This window comes from Actibacterium sp., assembly GCF_055134745.1.
In genome coordinates, this window is sequence record NZ_JBSRVX010000023.1 from 14,899 (window position 1) to 30,555 (window position 15,657).

The 15,657-nt window shown below is 62.1% G+C and carries 16 protein-coding genes; 3 read left to right on the forward strand and 13 right to left on the reverse strand.

Annotation, left to right across the window (positions count from 1 at the left end):
- The first annotated feature begins 31 nt into the window (after window positions 1-31).
- Entirely contained in the window at window positions 32-1,591 is a 1,560-nt protein-coding gene (locus ACTCHC_RS04815) for a Ppx/GppA family phosphatase (protein WP_463021336.1), read from the forward strand.
- Between the two features lie 2 nt (window positions 1,592-1,593).
- On the opposite strand, the gene ACTCHC_RS04820 is transcribed toward ACTCHC_RS04815, so the two are convergent.
- The 5 genes from ACTCHC_RS04820 to scpA form a co-directional block, all read right to left on the reverse strand.
- Window positions 1,594-1,890 carry a hypothetical protein gene (locus ACTCHC_RS04820; protein WP_463021337.1) on the reverse strand — a complete coding sequence of 99 codons (297 nt, stop codon included), beginning with the start codon at window positions 1,888-1,890 and terminating at the stop codon, window positions 1,594-1,596.
- Window positions 1,891-1,920: 30 nt separating this feature from the next.
- Window positions 1,921-2,955: an endonuclease/exonuclease/phosphatase family protein gene (locus tag ACTCHC_RS04825; protein WP_463021338.1), complete on the reverse strand. Its 1,035-nt coding sequence runs from the start codon at window positions 2,953-2,955 to the stop codon at window positions 1,921-1,923.
- On the reverse strand, window positions 2,952-3,635 hold the full coding sequence (locus ACTCHC_RS04830) for a TerB family tellurite resistance protein (protein ID WP_463021339.1): 684 nt from the start codon (window positions 3,633-3,635) through the stop codon (window positions 2,952-2,954). Before ACTCHC_RS04830 ends, ACTCHC_RS04825 begins: the two co-directional genes overlap by 4 nt.
- Before the next feature lie 42 nt (window positions 3,636-3,677).
- Entirely contained in the window at window positions 3,678-4,163 is a 486-nt protein-coding gene (locus ACTCHC_RS04835) for an N-acetyltransferase family protein (protein ID WP_463021389.1), read from the reverse strand.
- 260 nt (window positions 4,164-4,423) lie between these two features.
- On the reverse strand, window positions 4,424-6,553 hold the full coding sequence (gene scpA, locus ACTCHC_RS04840) for a methylmalonyl-CoA mutase (protein WP_463021340.1): 2,130 nt from the start codon (window positions 6,551-6,553) through the stop codon (window positions 4,424-4,426).
- A gap of 102 nt (window positions 6,554-6,655) precedes the next feature.
- On the opposite strand from scpA, the gene ACTCHC_RS04845 reads away from it, so the two are divergent.
- Window positions 6,656-7,111 carry a DUF4174 domain-containing protein gene (locus ACTCHC_RS04845; protein ID WP_463021341.1) on the forward strand — a complete coding sequence of 152 codons (456 nt, stop codon included), beginning with the start codon at window positions 6,656-6,658 and terminating at the stop codon, window positions 7,109-7,111.
- 4 nt (window positions 7,112-7,115) lie between these two features.
- Here ACTCHC_RS04845 and ACTCHC_RS04850 read toward each other — a convergent pair whose 3' ends face one another.
- The 8 genes from ACTCHC_RS04850 to ACTCHC_RS04885 form a co-directional block, all read right to left on the reverse strand.
- A complete protein-coding gene (locus tag ACTCHC_RS04850) occupies window positions 7,116-8,324 on the reverse strand; it encodes a Y-family DNA polymerase (RefSeq protein WP_463021342.1) in 1,209 nt (402 codons plus the stop codon).
- 131 nt (window positions 8,325-8,455) lie between these two features.
- Window positions 8,456-10,456 carry an acetyl-CoA carboxylase biotin carboxylase subunit gene (locus ACTCHC_RS04855; RefSeq protein ID WP_463021343.1) on the reverse strand — a complete coding sequence of 667 codons (2,001 nt, stop codon included), beginning with the start codon at window positions 10,454-10,456 and terminating at the stop codon, window positions 8,456-8,458.
- A 134-nt stretch (window positions 10,457-10,590) separates the two neighbouring features.
- Window positions 10,591-10,791: a hypothetical protein gene (locus ACTCHC_RS04860; RefSeq protein ID WP_463021344.1), complete on the reverse strand. Its 201-nt coding sequence runs from the start codon at window positions 10,789-10,791 to the stop codon at window positions 10,591-10,593.
- Between the two features lie 310 nt (window positions 10,792-11,101).
- Window positions 11,102-11,461 (reverse strand): hypothetical protein, encoded by a 360-nt coding sequence (locus ACTCHC_RS04865; protein WP_463021345.1) that lies wholly within the window; start codon window positions 11,459-11,461, stop codon window positions 11,102-11,104.
- Window positions 11,462-11,527: 66 nt separating this feature from the next.
- Window positions 11,528-11,656 carry a hypothetical protein gene (locus ACTCHC_RS04870; protein ID WP_463021346.1) on the reverse strand — a complete coding sequence of 43 codons (129 nt, stop codon included), beginning with the start codon at window positions 11,654-11,656 and terminating at the stop codon, window positions 11,528-11,530.
- Between the two features lie 214 nt (window positions 11,657-11,870).
- Entirely contained in the window at window positions 11,871-12,266 is a 396-nt protein-coding gene (locus ACTCHC_RS04875; RefSeq protein ID WP_463021347.1) for a DUF6497 family protein, read from the reverse strand.
- Between the two features lie 11 nt (window positions 12,267-12,277).
- On the reverse strand, window positions 12,278-12,616 hold the full coding sequence (locus ACTCHC_RS04880; RefSeq protein ID WP_463021348.1) for a hypothetical protein: 339 nt from the start codon (window positions 12,614-12,616) through the stop codon (window positions 12,278-12,280).
- 23 nt (window positions 12,617-12,639) lie between these two features.
- On the reverse strand, window positions 12,640-14,172 hold the full coding sequence (locus ACTCHC_RS04885; RefSeq protein ID WP_463021349.1) for an acyl-CoA carboxylase subunit beta: 1,533 nt from the start codon (window positions 14,170-14,172) through the stop codon (window positions 12,640-12,642).
- Window positions 14,173-14,349: 177 nt separating this feature from the next.
- Between ACTCHC_RS04885 and ACTCHC_RS04890 the strand changes: the two genes are divergently transcribed.
- The gene (locus ACTCHC_RS04890; RefSeq protein ID WP_463021350.1) at window positions 14,350-15,597 is read left to right on the forward strand and encodes a multidrug effflux MFS transporter; all 1,248 of its coding nucleotides are present in this window, start codon (window positions 14,350-14,352) and stop codon (window positions 15,595-15,597) included.
- The last annotated feature ends 60 nt before the right edge of the window (window positions 15,598-15,657 follow it).

Genomic DNA, 15,657 nt, shown 5'->3' on the forward strand with positions numbered 1-15,657 from the left:
CATCTTGGCGCTGCGACATGGGGATGATCTGATGGACGGCACCACCGACCAGCGAAACGACGATTGGGGCCCCTTCGGTCGTCCGATTTTCAACGATCCATCGGTGCGCGCGCTCAGCCGTGTCGGCGTGGTCGATGTCGGGTCGAACTCGGTCCGGCTGGTGATCTTTGACGGGGCTGCGCGCAGCCCGGCCTATTTCTTCAATGAAAAGGTCATGTGCGGCCTGGGTGCGGGCCTGTCTGAAACAGGGCGACTGAACCCCGACGGACGCCGCCGCGCGCTGGCGGCGCTGCATCGTTTTGCGCTGCTGGCCAAGGGCATGGGGGCGGAACCGCTGACCGTGGTCGCCACCGCCGCAGTGCGCGACGCCGCAGACGGGCCCGAATTTTGCGCCGAAGTCGAAGAAAGGACCGGGCTGAAGCTGTGGGTAATCGACGGCGAGGAAGAGGCGCGCCTGTCGGCCCAGGGCGTACTTTTGGGCTGGCCGGGTGCAGACGGGCTGGTTTGCGATATTGGCGGCTCGTCGATGGAACTGGCCGAAGTGGCCGAGGGTCGCGTCGGGCGACGGCTGAGCACCGCCCTTGGTCCGCTGAAGCTGAATGCCATTCCCGGCGGCGATAAAGGTCTGCGCCGCTATGTTGTCGACACGGTGGCGGGACTGGCCGAACGGATCGGCAGCGGGCACAAGCGCCTGTTTCTGGTCGGGGGGTCGTGGCGGGCCATCGCGCGCATGGATATGGAGCGGCGCGGCTATCCACTGACAGTGTTGCACGAATATCAGATGACGCGCCAGTCCATCGCCGAGACCCTGCGCTGGATGACGGGTCTTTCGCGCGAAGATCTGAAACTGCGCACCGGCATATCTGCCGATCGCCAGGCCCTGTTGCCCCGCGCGGGTCTGGTGTTGACGCAGCTTCTGGCCACCCTGAAACCCAAAGAGATTTTCGTTTCCAGCTATGGCATTCGCGAAGGGATGCTGTTCGAACAGATGCCCGAACGCCTGCGGGCGCGCGATCCGCTGATCGAAGCCTGCCGCTTTGCCGAAGCCAAGGATGCGCGCATGCCGGGCTTTGGGCGCGAATTGTTCAATTTCGTCCAGCCGCTGTTCGCGGCGGCGCATCCCGACCGCATGCGGCTGGTCAAGGCGGCCTGCCTGCTGCATGACACCGCCTGGCGCGCCCATCCCGATTACCGGCATGAAGTCTGCTTTGACAATGCCACGCGCGCCAATCTGGGCGGGCTGAATCATCCCGAACGGGTGTTTCTGGGGCTGGCGCTGCTGCATCGCTACAAGAACAGCCGCGCGGGCAGCCGGTTCGAACCCCTGTTCAGCCTGCTGAACGAGAAAGAAATCACCCAGGCCGAAGTTCTGGGCAAGGCGATGCGCTTTGGCGCGATGTTCTCGACGCAGGTGCCCGATCACCTGGCCGAATTGCGCTATTTCCCGAAAAAGAAGCTGCTGGAGCTGGTGATGGTTCCGACCGCCCTGCCCCTGTTCGGCGAGGTGGCCGACGCGCGCTTTGCCTCGTTGGCGAAAACCCTTGGCGTCACGACCAAGGTCACGGTGCGCCCTGCCCCGACTGCCCCATAGGATCAGATTTCAATCCCGCCGGGTTCGGATTTGCGGCGCAGAATGATATCACCATTGGGCAGCTTTTCGGGCGCGTGATAGCGATCCAGATCGTCGATCATGCCCTGCAGGTCACGCATCATGGGCGCCAGATGGTCGGACAGATCGCGCAGCGTGGGTTCGATTTCATCGCCCAGACCGCGCAAGAATTGCCGCATGCCGCGTTCCAGCAGTGACAGCCCCTCGCGCAGGTCGTCCTGCGCCAGTGCGGGGCTGGCGGCCAGAAATACCGGCAAGCAAAGCGCATAAATCCATCTCATGAACATGATATATGTCTGACGCAGGGCGTTTCAAAGTTCGATATCCACCGAAACCGGAAAGTGATCCGATGCCGCCAGCAGCGCCTCGCGCAGCTCTGGCACGCTGTAACAGCCCGGATCGTCGAACGGGTGCCAGATGCGCCAGGCGGCCCGGCGCGACACCAGATCGGGCGACAGCATCACATAATCAAGCAGCGCCGACATGTAACATTTATGATCGGCCATATAGAACCGCGAGGTGGCCGGTTTGGCCGCCAGCCGGGCCTGCAGCGCCTGATGCGCATGCGGATCATACAGACGCAGCGCAGGGTCTGCTTCCGGCCCGCCCAGAACAACCTCGACGCTGGAGCGGCCGAACAGCTTTTCATATTCATCCAGTCCCGGGCCATCGTTGAAATCGCCCAGCACGATCAGCGACTCGCCCTCTTCCAGATGCGTCTGCACGCGCTGGCGCAGCCAGATACATTGCGCCATCTGCTTGCGCCGGTTTTCGATCGAGACACGCATGATTTCCTTGGGCGTCTCGGCACCGCGCGGGGCCTTGGATTTCGCGTGCACCCCGATCATGCGAAGCTGCGCGCCGGTCTTCAGGGTCACGGCCAGTTCCAGCGGCGGTTTCGACCAGCGGATCAGTTCCGGCGCGCTGTCCACGTCCAGATCCCAGCGAAACACCCCATCGAAACGCGGCGCATCCCGCGCGCCCTGTTTTCCGGTCGGCTCTCCCTTCGGATCGTGGCGGGGGGTCATGATATCAGGATCGTAAAGCAGGGCGATTTCCTGCTGTGTTTCGTTTTCAAACCCCATGATGGCACGCCGGGCACGCAATCCCATTGCGGCGGCAAAATTTTCCAGCGCCTTGACCGTGGATCGTTTGCCGTTCTGATCGGGCGCCTCGATCACCATGACAGCATCGGCATCCATGGCGTTGAACACGATACCCAGTCCGGCGATCTGATCGCCCCGTGTCACGTTATAGCGCACCGACCATTCGTCATCGTCCAGCAGCCGCCCGTGGTTGTCGAACAAGGCATTGAACCATTCGACGTTATAGGTGGCGATCCTCATGGCACGCGCTCGGCCTGGATCTCTTCCCAGGCGTGGTTGATCGCCACCAGCCGCCGTTCGGCCAGCTTGACGGCCTCGGCGGGCACACCGCGCGCCAGCATCCGGTCGGGATGGCTGTCGCGCACCGCATTGCGCCAAGCCGCGCGTATTTCCGCATAGGGCGCATCTGGCGCAACCCCCAGAACCGTATACGGGTCGGGCACCGCATCAGGCACGAACCGCGCCCGCAGCGACCGGAAACACCGGCCCTGAAGGCCGAAAATCTCGGCGACGCGCAACAGGAACCTGTCTTCGTCGGGGTGATAATCGCCATCCGCCACCGCGATATGAAACAGACCCTCCAGCAGGTCGGCCAGCATGTGATCCTGGCCGCGAAACATGCGTGCGATCCGCGCGGCGTAATCTTCGAAACCGGCCACATCCTGACGCGCCAGATTGAACACCCGTGCGGCGTTGCGGGTTTCGGCCGGCGGGATGGTGAAGACCTCGCGGAAGGCGGCCACTTCATCGCGCGTGACCGTGCCATCGGCCTTGGCCATCTTGGCCCCCAGCGCGATCACTGCAATCGTAAAGGCCACGCTGCGTTCGGGGGGCGTGCGCAGGCGGTCAAAAACCTGGCCCAGCCCTTCGCCATTGGCAAGGGCGGACAGGATTTCACTGATGCGCGACCAAAGTGTCATGACATATGATACCGCCCCTGGCGGCCGCTGTCAGTCCGCCAATCACAGGAATTTCTGCATCAGCACAAGATCCAGCCACTGCCCGTCGCGCCGCCCCACCTGCGGGATGCGCGCAACATGTGCATATCCAAGGGCGCCGTGAAAGGCGATGCCTTCGGGATTGGCGGCACTGACACCGGCCATCATCGAATGGGCCTTGCGGCGGCGGGCGTGGTCTTCGATCGCAGCCATCAGCGCACGCCCGGTGCCACGCCCGCGTGCGCCGGGGGCCAGCATGATAGTATGTTCCATCGAATGGGCGTAACCCGCCCCCGCGCGAAACTGCCCATAGGTGGCAAAGCCCAGCATCCGGTCATCCTGTACCACCACCAGAAACGCAAACCCCTGCGTGGCCTTGTCCTGAATTAATTGCGCAACCTCGGGCGCGGTGCGCTGCAGCGGCGAGAAAACAGCCAAAGTATCGCGGATTATGGGATTCCAGACCCCCAGCACCGCCGGTATATCGGAAACAGAGGCAGAACGCAGGATCATGATCACCTCAAGTCATTGACCTTGAACAACATAACCCAACTCGACCTGATCGAGAGTTCTGTCAAGGGAGCACCAATGCCGACCCATAATCTTGTCAGGCTTTTCAGACGGGATGTCACTGACCGTGCAGCCAGAGACCGCCAGGCAGGCAGGCACGGCTCCCTGACAAGGGCAAAGGGCAAGGATTTTCCTGAAAATCCTTGCCCCGCTGAAAATCTTCGTGAAGATTTTTCCTGTCGCACGTCTGTTGCGGCGCGCTATTTCGCCTCGCGGATCAGTTTCAGGATGTTTTCGGCTGCCTGCGGGATATTGGTGCCCGGACCAAAGATCGCCTTGACGCCATTGTCATAGAGGAACTGATAATCCTGCTGCGGGATCACACCGCCGCACACCACAATGATATCGCCCGCACCCGCGTCTTTCAGCGCCTGCACCAGTTTGGGCGCCAGCGTCTTGTGGCCTGCCGCCTGCGAACTGATGCCCACGACATGCACGTCATTGTCCACCGCATCCTGTGCCGCCTCTTCGGGGGTCTGGAACAGCGGGCCAACGTCAACGTCGAACCCGATATCGGCGAATGCGGTGGCGATCACCTTGGCGCCGCGATCGTGCCCGTCCTGGCCCATCTTGACCACCAGCATACGCGGGCGGCGGCCCTCAACCTCGGCAAAATCTTCCACCGATTTCTGGATCGCGGCAAAACCTTCGTCACCGGCATAGGCCGCGCCGTAAACGCCGGCCAGCGTCTTGACCTCGGCCCGGTGCCGCCCGAATGCCTTTTCCATCGCCATGCTGATTTCCCCCACGGTTGCGCGCGCCCGTGCGGCCTCGACCGCCAGACGCAGCAGGTTGCCCTTGCCGCTGGCGGCGGCCTGTTCCAGATCGGACAAAGCGGCGTCACAGGCGGCCTGATCGCGGTTCGCCTTGGTTTTTTCCAGCCGTTTGATCTGGCTTTCGCGCACCGCGACGTTGTCGACATCCAGAATGTCGATCGGGTCTTCCTTGGCCAGGCGGAACTTGTTCACGCCCACGATCACCTCTTCGCCCCGGTCGACAGCGGCCTGATAGCGGGCGGCGGCCTCTTCGATGCGCAGCTTGGGCATGCCGCTGGCCACGGCCTTGGTCATGCCGCCCATCTCGTCGACTTCCTCGATCAGCTTCCAGGCGGCATCGGCCAGATCGGCGGTCAGCTTTTCGACATAGTAAGACCCGGCCAGCGGATCGACGACCTTGGTCACCTTGGTTTCATTCTGCAAGATCAACTGGGTGTTGCGTGCGATGCGGGATGAAAATTCCGTAGGCAGCGCAATGGCTTCGTCGAAAGAGTTCGTGTGCAGCGACTGCGTGCCGCCCAGAACCGCGCTCATCGCCTCATACGCCGTGCGCACGATGTTGTTATAGGGATCCTGTTCCTGCAAGGAGACGCCCGAGGTCTGGCAATGGGTGCGCAGCACCAGCGAACCCTCTTTCTTGGGGTTAAATTCCGACATGATCTTGTGCCACAGGAAGCGTGCGGCGCGCAGCTTGGCGATCTCCATGAAGAAATTGGTGCCGATGGCGAAAAAGAACGACAGCCGCCCGGCAAAGGCATCCACATCCATGCCGCGTTCCAGCGCCGCCTTCACATATTCGCGCCCGTCGGCCAGCGTAAAGGCCAGTTCCTGCACCAGGTTCGCGCCCGCCTCTTGCATGTGATAGCCCGAGATCGAGATCGAGTTGAATTTCGGCATGTCGGTGGCGGTATATTCGATGATATCCGCGATGATCCGCATCGAAGGTTCGGGCGGATAGATATAGGTGTTGCGGACCATGAATTCCTTCAGAATGTCGTTCTGAATGGTGCCCGACAGAACCGAGCGGTCATGGCCCTGTTCTTCGCCCACCACGATGAAATTGGCCAGGATCGGGATCACCGCCCCGTTCATCGTCATCGACACCGACACCTGATCCAGCGGGATGCCGTCGAACAGGATCTTCATATCCTCGACCGAATCGATCGCCACACCGGCCTTGCCGACATCGCCCACAACGCGCGGATGGTCGCTGTCATAACCGCGATGGGTGGCCAGATCGAAGGCGACCGATACGCCCTGTTGGCCTGCGGCCAGCGCCTGACGGTAGAAGGCATTCGATGCCTCGGCGGTGGAAAAGCCCGCATATTGGCGGATCGTCCACGGCCGGCCCGCATACATCGTGGCCTTGGGACCACGGGTAAAGGGCGCCTGCCCCGGAACCGATCCCATATGCGCCAGCCCGTCGGTATCGGCCTCGGTATAAAGCGGCTTGACGTCGATACCTTCGCGCGTGTGCCAGATCAGGCTGTCGGGTGACTTGCCCTTCATCTCTTTGCTGGCCAGATCGGCCCAGAGCTTGGTCTTGTCGGTCATGGGGTCATCCTTTTCTGTCTTTTGGCCGGCGCATCCGCAATTGCGCCTTCGGCCTTCGCATTCGCCCGGCCACCGCCTATATAGGTCAGGACCGGAGGTGGCATGAAAACTGTTATTGTACTGGCGCTTGCCCTGGCGGCGCCATCGCTGGCGGCGGCAGAGGACGCGTTGGAAATGTGGCGCGTGGCCCCACAGACGGTATTTGACGCCGCCGATATCGACCTGTCCGAATTCAAATGGCACGCCCGCCCGCTGGTGGTGTTCGCCGATACGCCGGAAGACCCCCGCTTTGTACGGCAGATGGAGCTGCTGTCCGAACGCCCGGCCGATCTGGCTGAACGCGATGTGGTTATCATCACCGATACCGATCCGGCCGGGGCAAGTTCGGCGCGCAAATCATTGCGGCCGCGTGGTTTCATGCTGACGCTGCTGGCCAAGGATGGTTCGGTGGCGTTCCGCAAGCCAAGCCCCTGGGATCTGCGCGAGATCAGCCGCGCCATCGACAAGATGCCCCTGCGCCAGCAGGAAATACAGGAACGCAGATTGTCGCCCCAATAATCCCTTATTCGCGAAATTCCACGCGCTCCGGAATACGGTGAAACGCGATTTTCGCCCCGGTATAGGGCACCCGATGCGGGGGCAATTGCCCGAATGTGACCGTATCCTGACCGAACCGCTGGTTCAGCGCGTCGATGGCGCTGCACAGCGCCTCGCGCCCGGTGGGCAGGCCCGCACCCGGCCGATCCTCGAACAGATCGGCCACATGGGCGTCCAGCGGCTGCAGCCGTCCCAGCATCACCCCGACCGAGCGGGGCTGGGCGATGCGAAACCCGGCCCAGCCCTGTTCCAGCACCTGCAGCAGGAAGAAACTGTCCTGTGTGGCCCGGATATCGCCGCCCCAGTGCATCCGCCCGTGCTGCGTGCAGCTGACGCTGACAGACAGGCTGCGCGCCAGAAGCCCCTGCCGGCGCAGCCGCGACGCGCATTTGACCAGCAGCCGCCGCGCCACCAGCCGCGCGCCTTCGGGGCTGCGATTGCCCGCAGTCAGCCGCTGACCGTGGCCCAGAGAATGCCCCTGCGTTTTCGGCCAGATCACGGTTTCGCCCTGCAATTCGCGCAGAAACCGTTCGCCATTCACATTGCCCCACAGCAGGCGCGCCTGTTTGGGGGCCATGGCATAAAGCATGCGCACATCGCCAATGCCCGCGCGTTCCAGGCGCGGCCGCATCCCGTATGAAATGCCGGGCAGATCGTCCAGCGTCAGATGGGCGATCTTGTCGGGCATGACCGAGGGATGCAGCCAGTTGACCCCGGCCGGCTTTTCCAGTTCCGCCGCAATCTTGGCCAACAACCGGTTGGGCGCCACGCCGACCGAACAGCGCATCGCCGGGCCGACCTGCCGCAGAATGACCTGCTGCACCGCGCGGGCCAGGTCCAGCGCCCTGTCCAGCTCCTGCTCGCGCCCCATCAGCAGGCAGGAAAATTCGTCCACCGAATGGGCCTGCTGAACCGGCAGAACCGTATCCACCGCCGCGCGGATGGCGTGGTGATATTCGACACAGACATCGTGCCGGGCGGGACGAAAGACGATGCCCGGGCACAGCCTGCGCGCCTCGTCCTGCCGGGTGCCCATGCGCACCCCGCGCCGCTTGGCCTCGATACTGGCGGCGATACAGGCCGCCCCCGGCGCATCGGTCGTCAGAACCCCGACCGGCCGGCCGATCAGGGCGGGCTCTTCCTGCTGCGCCACCGAGGCGAAGAAGCTGTTCATATCGAAGAAAAGCGTGCTGACGCGCAAGGGCATTAACGGGGGCTGACTCAGGGGTGGAAACGGAACATACAGTGAACATATGCCCTTCCCCCACCTGAGGCAACTTATTTCCCCATGCCCGCGTCATCGCCCTATTCGAACTCCATGATCACTTCGTCCACCGCCAGGCTGTCACCCGGCGCGGCGTTGATCTTGGCCACGATGCCCTTGCGTTCGGCGCGCAGGATGTTTTCCATCTTCATCGCCTCGACCGTGCACAGCGCCTGACCATCCTGAACTTCGTCGCCGACCGCGACATTGACCTTCACGATCAGGCCGGGCATCGGGCACAGCAACAGTTTCGACGTGTCGGGCGGCAGTTTTTCCGGCATCAGCTTGGCCAGTTCGGCCTGACGGGGGGTATAGACATTCACCTTGATATCGGCCCCGCGCGTGCGGATGCGGAACCCGCCGGACACCTTGCCCACCTTCAGGACCAGCGGTTCGCCGTCGATGTCGATGCGTGCCAGCGGCTGGCCCGGCACCCAGGTCGATGTCAGCCGGTGCGACGCCCCATCGGCAAAAGTCACCGTCGAGCCATCGGGATCGGCATCAATCGTCACCGCAAAGCTTTCACCCTGCAGGTTGACCACCCAGTTACGGCCGACCTTGCGCTCGTGGTTATCCATCCGGCCAGAAACGCGGGTGCGTCTGATCTCGGCGACGCGGAACATTGCGGCGGCGGCGGCGGCCACGCGGCGCAGCGCATCCATCGGCAGGGACACGCCATCAAACCCTTCGGGATATTCCTCGGCGATAAAGGCGGTGGTGATGTCACCGGCGGCGAATTTCGGGTGATCCATCACCGCCGACAGGAAGGGCAGGTTGTGGCCGATGCCCTCGACCTCGAACGTGTCCAGCGCGATGCGCATTTCCTCGATCGCCTCGGCGCGGGTCGGGGCCCAGGTGCACAGCTTGGCGATCATCGGATCGTAATACATGCTGATTTCGCCGCCCTCATAGACGCCGGTATCGTTGCGGATCACCGCATTGGCGCGCACCTCTTCGACGGGCGGGCGATAGCGGGTCAGACGCCCGATCGAGGGCAGGAAGTTGCGATAGGGGTCTTCGGCATAAAGGCGGCATTCCATCGCCCAGCCGTTCAGCTTGACATCCTTTTGCGTAATCGACAGCGGTTCGCCATTGGCCACACGGATCATCTGTTCGACCAGATCGACGCCGGTGATCAGTTCGGTGACAGGGTGTTCCACCTGCAAACGGGTGTTCATTTCCAGAAAATAGAAGTTCCGGTTGCCGTCCACGATGAATTCAACGGTGCCGGCACTGGTATAGCCCACGGCCTGCGCCAGGGCCACGGCCTGTTCGCCCATCGCCTTGCGGGTGGCGGCGTCCAGAAACGGGCTGGGGGCCTCTTCGATGACCTTCTGGTTACGGCGCTGGATCGAACATTCCCGCTCGCCCAGATAGATGCCGTTGCCATGTGCATCGCACAGCACCTGAATTTCGATATGGCGGGGCTGGGTCACGAATTTCTCGATGAAGATCCGGTCATCGCCAAAACTGTTGGCGGCTTCGTTCTTGGACGATTCGAACCCTTCCCGGGCTTCCTGATCGTTCCAGGCGATCCGCATCCCCTTGCCGCCGCCGCCCGCCGAGGCCTTGATCATCACCGGATAGCCGATCTCGCCCGAGATCTTGACCGCGTGTTCAGCGTCGTCGATCAGACCCATATAGCCGGGCACGGTGGAAACCTTGGCCTCCTGCGCCAGCTTCTTGGACGTGATCTTGTCGCCCATCGCCTCGATCGCGCCCTTGGGCGGTCCGATAAAGGCGACACCGGCCTTGGCCAGCGCATCGGCGAATTTCGGGTTCTCGGACAAAAAGCCATAGCCGGGATGCACCGCCTCGGCGCCGGTCTGACGGATGGCGTCCATCACCTTGTCGATCACGATATAGGACTGGTTCGCCGGCGGCGGGCCGATATGGACGGCCTCGTCGGCCATCGACACATGCAGCGCATTCTTGTCGGCATCTGAATAGATCGCAACCGTCTGGATGCCCATCTTGCGCGCGGTCTTGATGACGCGGCAGGCGATTTCCCCCCGGTTGGCAATCAGGATCTTCTTGAACATGTCAGTCCCTTCCGAATAGGGGCCGGGGCGCGAAAGCACCGGCCAGAATATGCAAAAAGCCACCGGGCCCAAGGGCCACGGTGGCTTTGACGTAAGATTGCGCAGACCGCAGCGCGGTCAGCGGAAAAGATGTTTTACTTGCACAGCTTGGCGTCGTCGCACAACGCACCGGCTGCCGCACCGACTGCAGCGCCCGCAACGGCATTGCCACCCAGCGAACCGGCGACAACCGCACCGCCCGCCGCCCCGGCAAGGGCACGTTCGCTGTCATTGTCCAGGCAACCTGCGGTTGCCAAAACCAGCGCGACAATTGCTGTAAACTTGAATTTGTCCATTTTGCTCTGCCTTTGTATCTGGCCTGTTGTTTATTCCAACGCGGATTCGCCCGGAAGGTTCCATGGTAAGGTGCCCCGACCATGCAGATCGAAGCATTATTCGCACAAAAAGTGTCTGGTCTGACCAGAGAGGGGCCAGACCAGAGAGAAGGGGAAGGGTAACAATAAACTAAAGTCGAAACCCCGGTGCGAACCAAGGTGGATTGACCTGTCGTCAATCTGACGCAAAACCGCCGTTGCACAAAGTCCGAAATGACGCGCCGAAAAAGCTGGGCCGAATTTTGCCTATTTCCATAAAGCACAAGCGAAATCATGCCGATTCCCCTGTGTCGAACAGGTCGGGAAACGACGCACGGGCGCGGCGCATGTCAATGCGCAGCAGCGCGTCATAGCTTTCGGGGTCGAACGGGTCTTCGGCGGCGACCACCTCGCGCCCGAACAGCCAGGACAGCCGCCCCGCATCCAGGTTGCCACGCACAAAGGGCTCTTCGCCGAAATGATCCAGCAGTGCAGCCATGAACCCGGCATCGGCGCGCCGGTCGGCAGGCCGGCGGTCGGCAAAACGTTCGCGGGCGATCAGGGGGGTGGCACCCCTATTGTTATCGCGGCGGATTGTAAATTGGAAATCGGTGCCCGGAAGACGGCCAGGAAAGCCTCGGTGTTTCAGCATCACGCCCCCCATCCGGTCAGGGGGTGGCGGGTTGGGACGGGCGAGAACGCCCGTCCCGGGCCAAAATTACATTTTCTGGCTGACAGGCTCGGACATGACCGGAGCCGGCGTGATGACGACTTCTTCTTTTTTCGCGCAGCCAGCAACGAAAGCAACGACGCAAACGGCCAGAAGGGCTTTAACCGGGTTCGACATATTAGAATCCTACTCATATTCTGCGCCGGATTCCGCTGCACCTGCATCGGCCCGGCTGTTCCTGGGTTCGGGCTCACGGAAAAGTGGCCTTGCGTTACTATAGCCAATCGAATTGGCGTTGCACATAGGGAACATAGCAGTTTGCCGCCCTGTGGCAGGAAAGCATCATTCCGAAACAGATTGCCTTTCAGCCGATTATTGTCCCCATATCGCATCAGAACTCCTCCAACGCGCAAGCGCCATTTTCGGGTCGGAAGGCTTCGAAAAACTGGGTGGCTTCGGGGGCCGACTGGCCAAAGTCCAAAGGCCGATCAGCCAAGGAAATCACGATCTGCGCGGGCTTCGGACCGGTGGCAGACAGGCGTGGCAAGGCAAAGTTTTCGCACAGAAATACCATGTCATCGCGCGCCAGTTCGGGGCTGACGGTTCCGCCGTCGCGCGCAATCGCCGGCGCCACGAATCGAAAGCGCGCCGTCAATCCCTCGACGCCCGGCTCGCCCCAAATGGTTTCCAGAAATGTCACCTCTTGCCCCGAGGGCACGGTGATTCGTGCGGCGTCGGCCGCCCAGACCGGCAACGCGCAAATCGCGGCAAGCGCCGTGCATGCCATCCCCTGCTGCATCATGGCCGCACCGCATGGGCCAGCCAGCGCGCGCGGTGGCGCGGGCAGTTCAGCAGCGTCGCAACCACCGCCTGAGCCTGCAATTTCGGGCATGGGCCATCAACGGCGCCGCCCGCCTGCACATGCAAGACCCCGTCGCCGTCTTCGATGCGCACAACCGGTGAAAACCCCCGCATGTGGCGCAGCGCGCGCCACATATCCTGTCTGATCTGATGGGCCAGCCGACCCCGTCGCATCAAGGGCATGTCCGTCCGCGCGGCCAGGTCGAACCTGGCCGGCAGGCGGCGCGTCAGCGTCAGAACGCCGGGCTCGCGAAGAATATGCCATTGATTGCGCATCGGCGTCGCCCCAGACCCCACGCTTACAGCGGAATGTTATCGTGTTTTTTCCACGGGTTTTCCTGCTTTTTGTTGCGCAGGCTTGCAAAGGCGCGCGCCACGCGGCGGCGGGTCGAATGGGGCTTGATCACCTCGTCGATGAACCCCTTTTCGGCTGCCACGAACGGGTTGGCAAAGCGGGCCTCGTAATCGGCGGTGCGCTTGGCGATCTTTTCGGGATCACCCAGTTCCGAACGATACAGGATCTCGACCGCGCCCTTGGCCCCCATCACCGCGATCTGGGCAGTGGGCCAGGCATAGTTGAAATCGCCGCGCAGGTGTTTGGACGACATAACGTCATAGGCGCCACCGTAAGCCTTGCGGGTGATGACCGTGACCTTTGGCACGGTCGCCTCGCCATAGGCGAACAGCAGTTTCGCGCCGTGCTTGATGACGCCGCCGAATTCCTGTCCGGTGCCCGGCAGGAAACCGGGCACATCGACCAGCGTCAGGATCGGGATTTCAAAGCAATCGCAGAACCGCACGAAACGCGCGGCCTTGCGGCTGCTGTCGATATCCAGGCATCCGGCCAGCACCATCGGCTGGTTGGCCACCACGCCCACAGTCTGGCCTTCCATGCGGATAAAGCCGGTGATGATGTTCTTGGCGAAATCTTCCTGAATTTCGTAGAAATCGCCCTCATCCGCCACCTTGTGGATCAGTTCCTTCATGTCATAGGGCTGGTTCGGATTTTCCGGCACCAGCGTATCCAGGCTGTCCTCGATCCGGGCCGGGTCATCAAAGAACGGGCGCACGGGCGGCTTTTCGCGGTTGTTCAGCGGCAGGAAATCGACAAGACGGCGCACCTCGGCCAGGGCCTCGACATCGTTTTCAAAGGCGCCATCGGCCACCGATGATTTCTTGGTATGGGTCACGGCGCCGCCCAGTTCTTCGGCGGTGACCACCTCATTCGTGACGGTTTTCACCACATCGGGGCCGGTCACGAACATATAGCTGCTGTCTTTGACCATGAAGATGAAATCGGTCATGGCCGGGCTGTAAACCGCCCCGCCCGCGCAGGGCCCCATGATCACCGAAATCTGCGGCACCACGCCCGATGCCATCACGTTGCGCTGGAACACATCGGCATAGCCCGCCAGCGAGGCCACGCCTTCCTGAATGCGCGCACCGCCGGAATCGTTCAACCCGATCACGGGGGCGCCGTTCTGCACCGCCATATCCATGATCTTGCAGATCTTCTGGGCGTGGGTTTCCGACAGCGATCCGCCGAACACGGTGAAATCCTGACTGAAGACATAAACCATGCGCCCGTTGATCGTGCCCCAGCCGGTCACGACGCCATCACCGTAAGGGCGTTCCTGCTCCATCCCGAAATCGGTGCAGCGATGCGCGACGAATGTATCGAATTCCTCGAAGCTGCCCTCGTCCAGCAGCAGCTCGATGCGTTCGCGCGCGGTCAGTTTGCCCTTGGCGTGCTGGCTGTCGATCCGTTTCTGTCCACCGCCAAGTGCAGCGGCGGCACGACGGTTTTCCAGTTCAAGCAGGATATCTTTCATCGGTGGCTCCCCTAGCGCGTTTGGGGCACACTAGCGGCAAGTGCGCATGAAAAAAAGTATAATTGGGAATATTTGCAAAGTATTGACAGCTTAGCATGTGCATATTGCAAATAAGCATATTCAGCGGACAAATCATCTGATCTGGACAGCACCAGAAACCAAGCGTAAGCCAGACTTATGAGCTCTCTCCCCCTGATCCGGTTCATGGACCGGCGCACCCCGCCTCATATCTTTACACTGATCCTGCTTGCGGGGGTCTCTTCGCTGACGGTGAATATCTTTCTGCCGTCGCTGCCGCATATGGCCGATTATTTCGGCACCAGCTATGCGCTGATGCAACTGTCGCTGGTGCTGTATCTGGCGGCCACGGCGGCGCTGCAGCTTGTCATTGGCCCGATTTCCGACAATCTGGGGCGGCGCCCCGTGGTGCTGGGCGGGGTGGCGCTGTTCATTCTGGCCACACTGGGCTGCATCTTCGCCCCCAATGTGACGGTATTTCTGGTGATGCGGGTCTGTCAGGCGGTGATCGTATCCGCGCTGGTGCTCAGCCGCGCCATCGTGCGCGACATGGTGCCGGGCGAAGAGGCCGCATCGCTGATCGGCTATGTCACCATGGCGATGTCGGTCATCCCGATGGCGGCCCCGGCCCTGGGCGGGCTGCTGGACGAAACGCTGGGCTGGCAGGCCAGTTTCGCGGCGCTTGCGCTGGCGGGGGTGTTCCTGCTGGTCCTGTCGTGGTTCGATCTGGGCGAAACGGCCCGGCCCAGCAAGGTATCGCTGCTGGCGCAATTCCGCGAATATCCTGAACTGCTGCGCTCGCGCCGGTTCTGGGGCTATGCCATGATCACGGCGTTTTCGGCTGGTTCCTTCTTTGCCTTCCTTGGCGGCGCGCCGCTGGTCGCCAGTCAGACCTTTGGCCTGTCGCCGTCGGTCATGGGGCTGTATCTGGGGTTTCCGGCGGTCGGCTATCTGATCGGCAATTTTTTCGCGGGGCGCTATTCGGTGCGGGCGGGTATAAACCGGATGATCATGATCGGAACCTGGATTCTGATCGCGGGGATGACCATACCCGCCGTCCTGTTCGCATTGGGGGCCACACATCCGCTGGCGTTTTTCGGCTTCATGGCCTCGGTCGGGATTGGAAACGGCATGGTCCTGCCCAATGCGATTTCGGGGTCGCTGTCGGTGCGGCCACATCTGGCGGGCACGGCCAGCGGGCTTGGCGGGGCCATCATGATGGGTGGCGGCGCTGGCCTGTCGGCCATCGCGGGGGCGGTGTTGCGGCCCGAATGGGGGGTCTATCCGCTGTTGGCGCTGATGATGGCTACGGCGCTGCTGTCGGTGGCCTCTATCCTGTATGTGCGCCGCGTAAACCGGCTGGCGGGAGAGCTGACAGGCATGGTGGATCCCGGGCCACATCTGTAGGGGGCTTGCGCCAACCCTTTGCAAAGCGGTAATTTGCGGCTGCAAAGCAGCAAAGGTGCG

Bases quoted from the DNA above. Each gene is read 5' to 3' on its own strand.
- ACTCHC_RS04875 (WP_463021347.1), bottom strand. From the start codon at position 12,266: ATGGCATGCACGGCGCTTGCCGCGATTTGCGCGTTGCCGGTCTGGGCG.
- ACTCHC_RS04825 (WP_463021338.1), bottom strand. From the start codon at position 2,955: ATGAGGATCGCCACCTATAACGTCGAATGGTTCAATGCCTTGTTCGAC.
- ACTCHC_RS04865 (WP_463021345.1), bottom strand. From the start codon at position 11,461: ATGCTGAAACACCGAGGCTTTCCTGGCCGTCTTCCGGGCACCGATTTC.
- ACTCHC_RS04890 (WP_463021350.1), top strand. From the start codon at position 14,350: ATGAGCTCTCTCCCCCTGATCCGGTTCATGGACCGGCGCACCCCGCCT.
- ACTCHC_RS04870 (WP_463021346.1), bottom strand. From the start codon at position 11,656: ATGTCGAACCCGGTTAAAGCCCTTCTGGCCGTTTGCGTCGTTGCTTTC.
- ACTCHC_RS04885 (WP_463021349.1), bottom strand. From the start codon at position 14,172: ATGAAAGATATCCTGCTTGAACTGGAAAACCGTCGTGCCGCCGCTGCA.
- ACTCHC_RS04860 (WP_463021344.1), bottom strand. From the start codon at position 10,791: ATGGACAAATTCAAGTTTACAGCAATTGTCGCGCTGGTTTTGGCAACC.
- ACTCHC_RS04855 (WP_463021343.1), bottom strand. From the start codon at position 10,456: ATGTTCAAGAAGATCCTGATTGCCAACCGGGGGGAAATCGCCTGCCGC.
- ACTCHC_RS04845 (WP_463021341.1), top strand. From the start codon at position 6,656: ATGAAAACTGTTATTGTACTGGCGCTTGCCCTGGCGGCGCCATCGCTG.
- scpA (WP_463021340.1), bottom strand. From the start codon at position 6,553: ATGACCGACAAGACCAAGCTCTGGGCCGATCTGGCCAGCAAAGAGATG.
- ACTCHC_RS04880 (WP_463021348.1), bottom strand. From the start codon at position 12,616: ATGCGCAATCAATGGCATATTCTTCGCGAGCCCGGCGTTCTGACGCTG.
- ACTCHC_RS04850 (WP_463021342.1), bottom strand. From the start codon at position 8,324: ATGAACAGCTTCTTCGCCTCGGTGGCGCAGCAGGAAGAGCCCGCCCTG.
- ACTCHC_RS04815 (WP_463021336.1), top strand. From the start codon at position 32: ATGGACGGCACCACCGACCAGCGAAACGACGATTGGGGCCCCTTCGGT.
- ACTCHC_RS04820 (WP_463021337.1), bottom strand. From the start codon at position 1,890: ATGAGATGGATTTATGCGCTTTGCTTGCCGGTATTTCTGGCCGCCAGC.
- ACTCHC_RS04830 (WP_463021339.1), bottom strand. From the start codon at position 3,635: ATGACACTTTGGTCGCGCATCAGTGAAATCCTGTCCGCCCTTGCCAAT.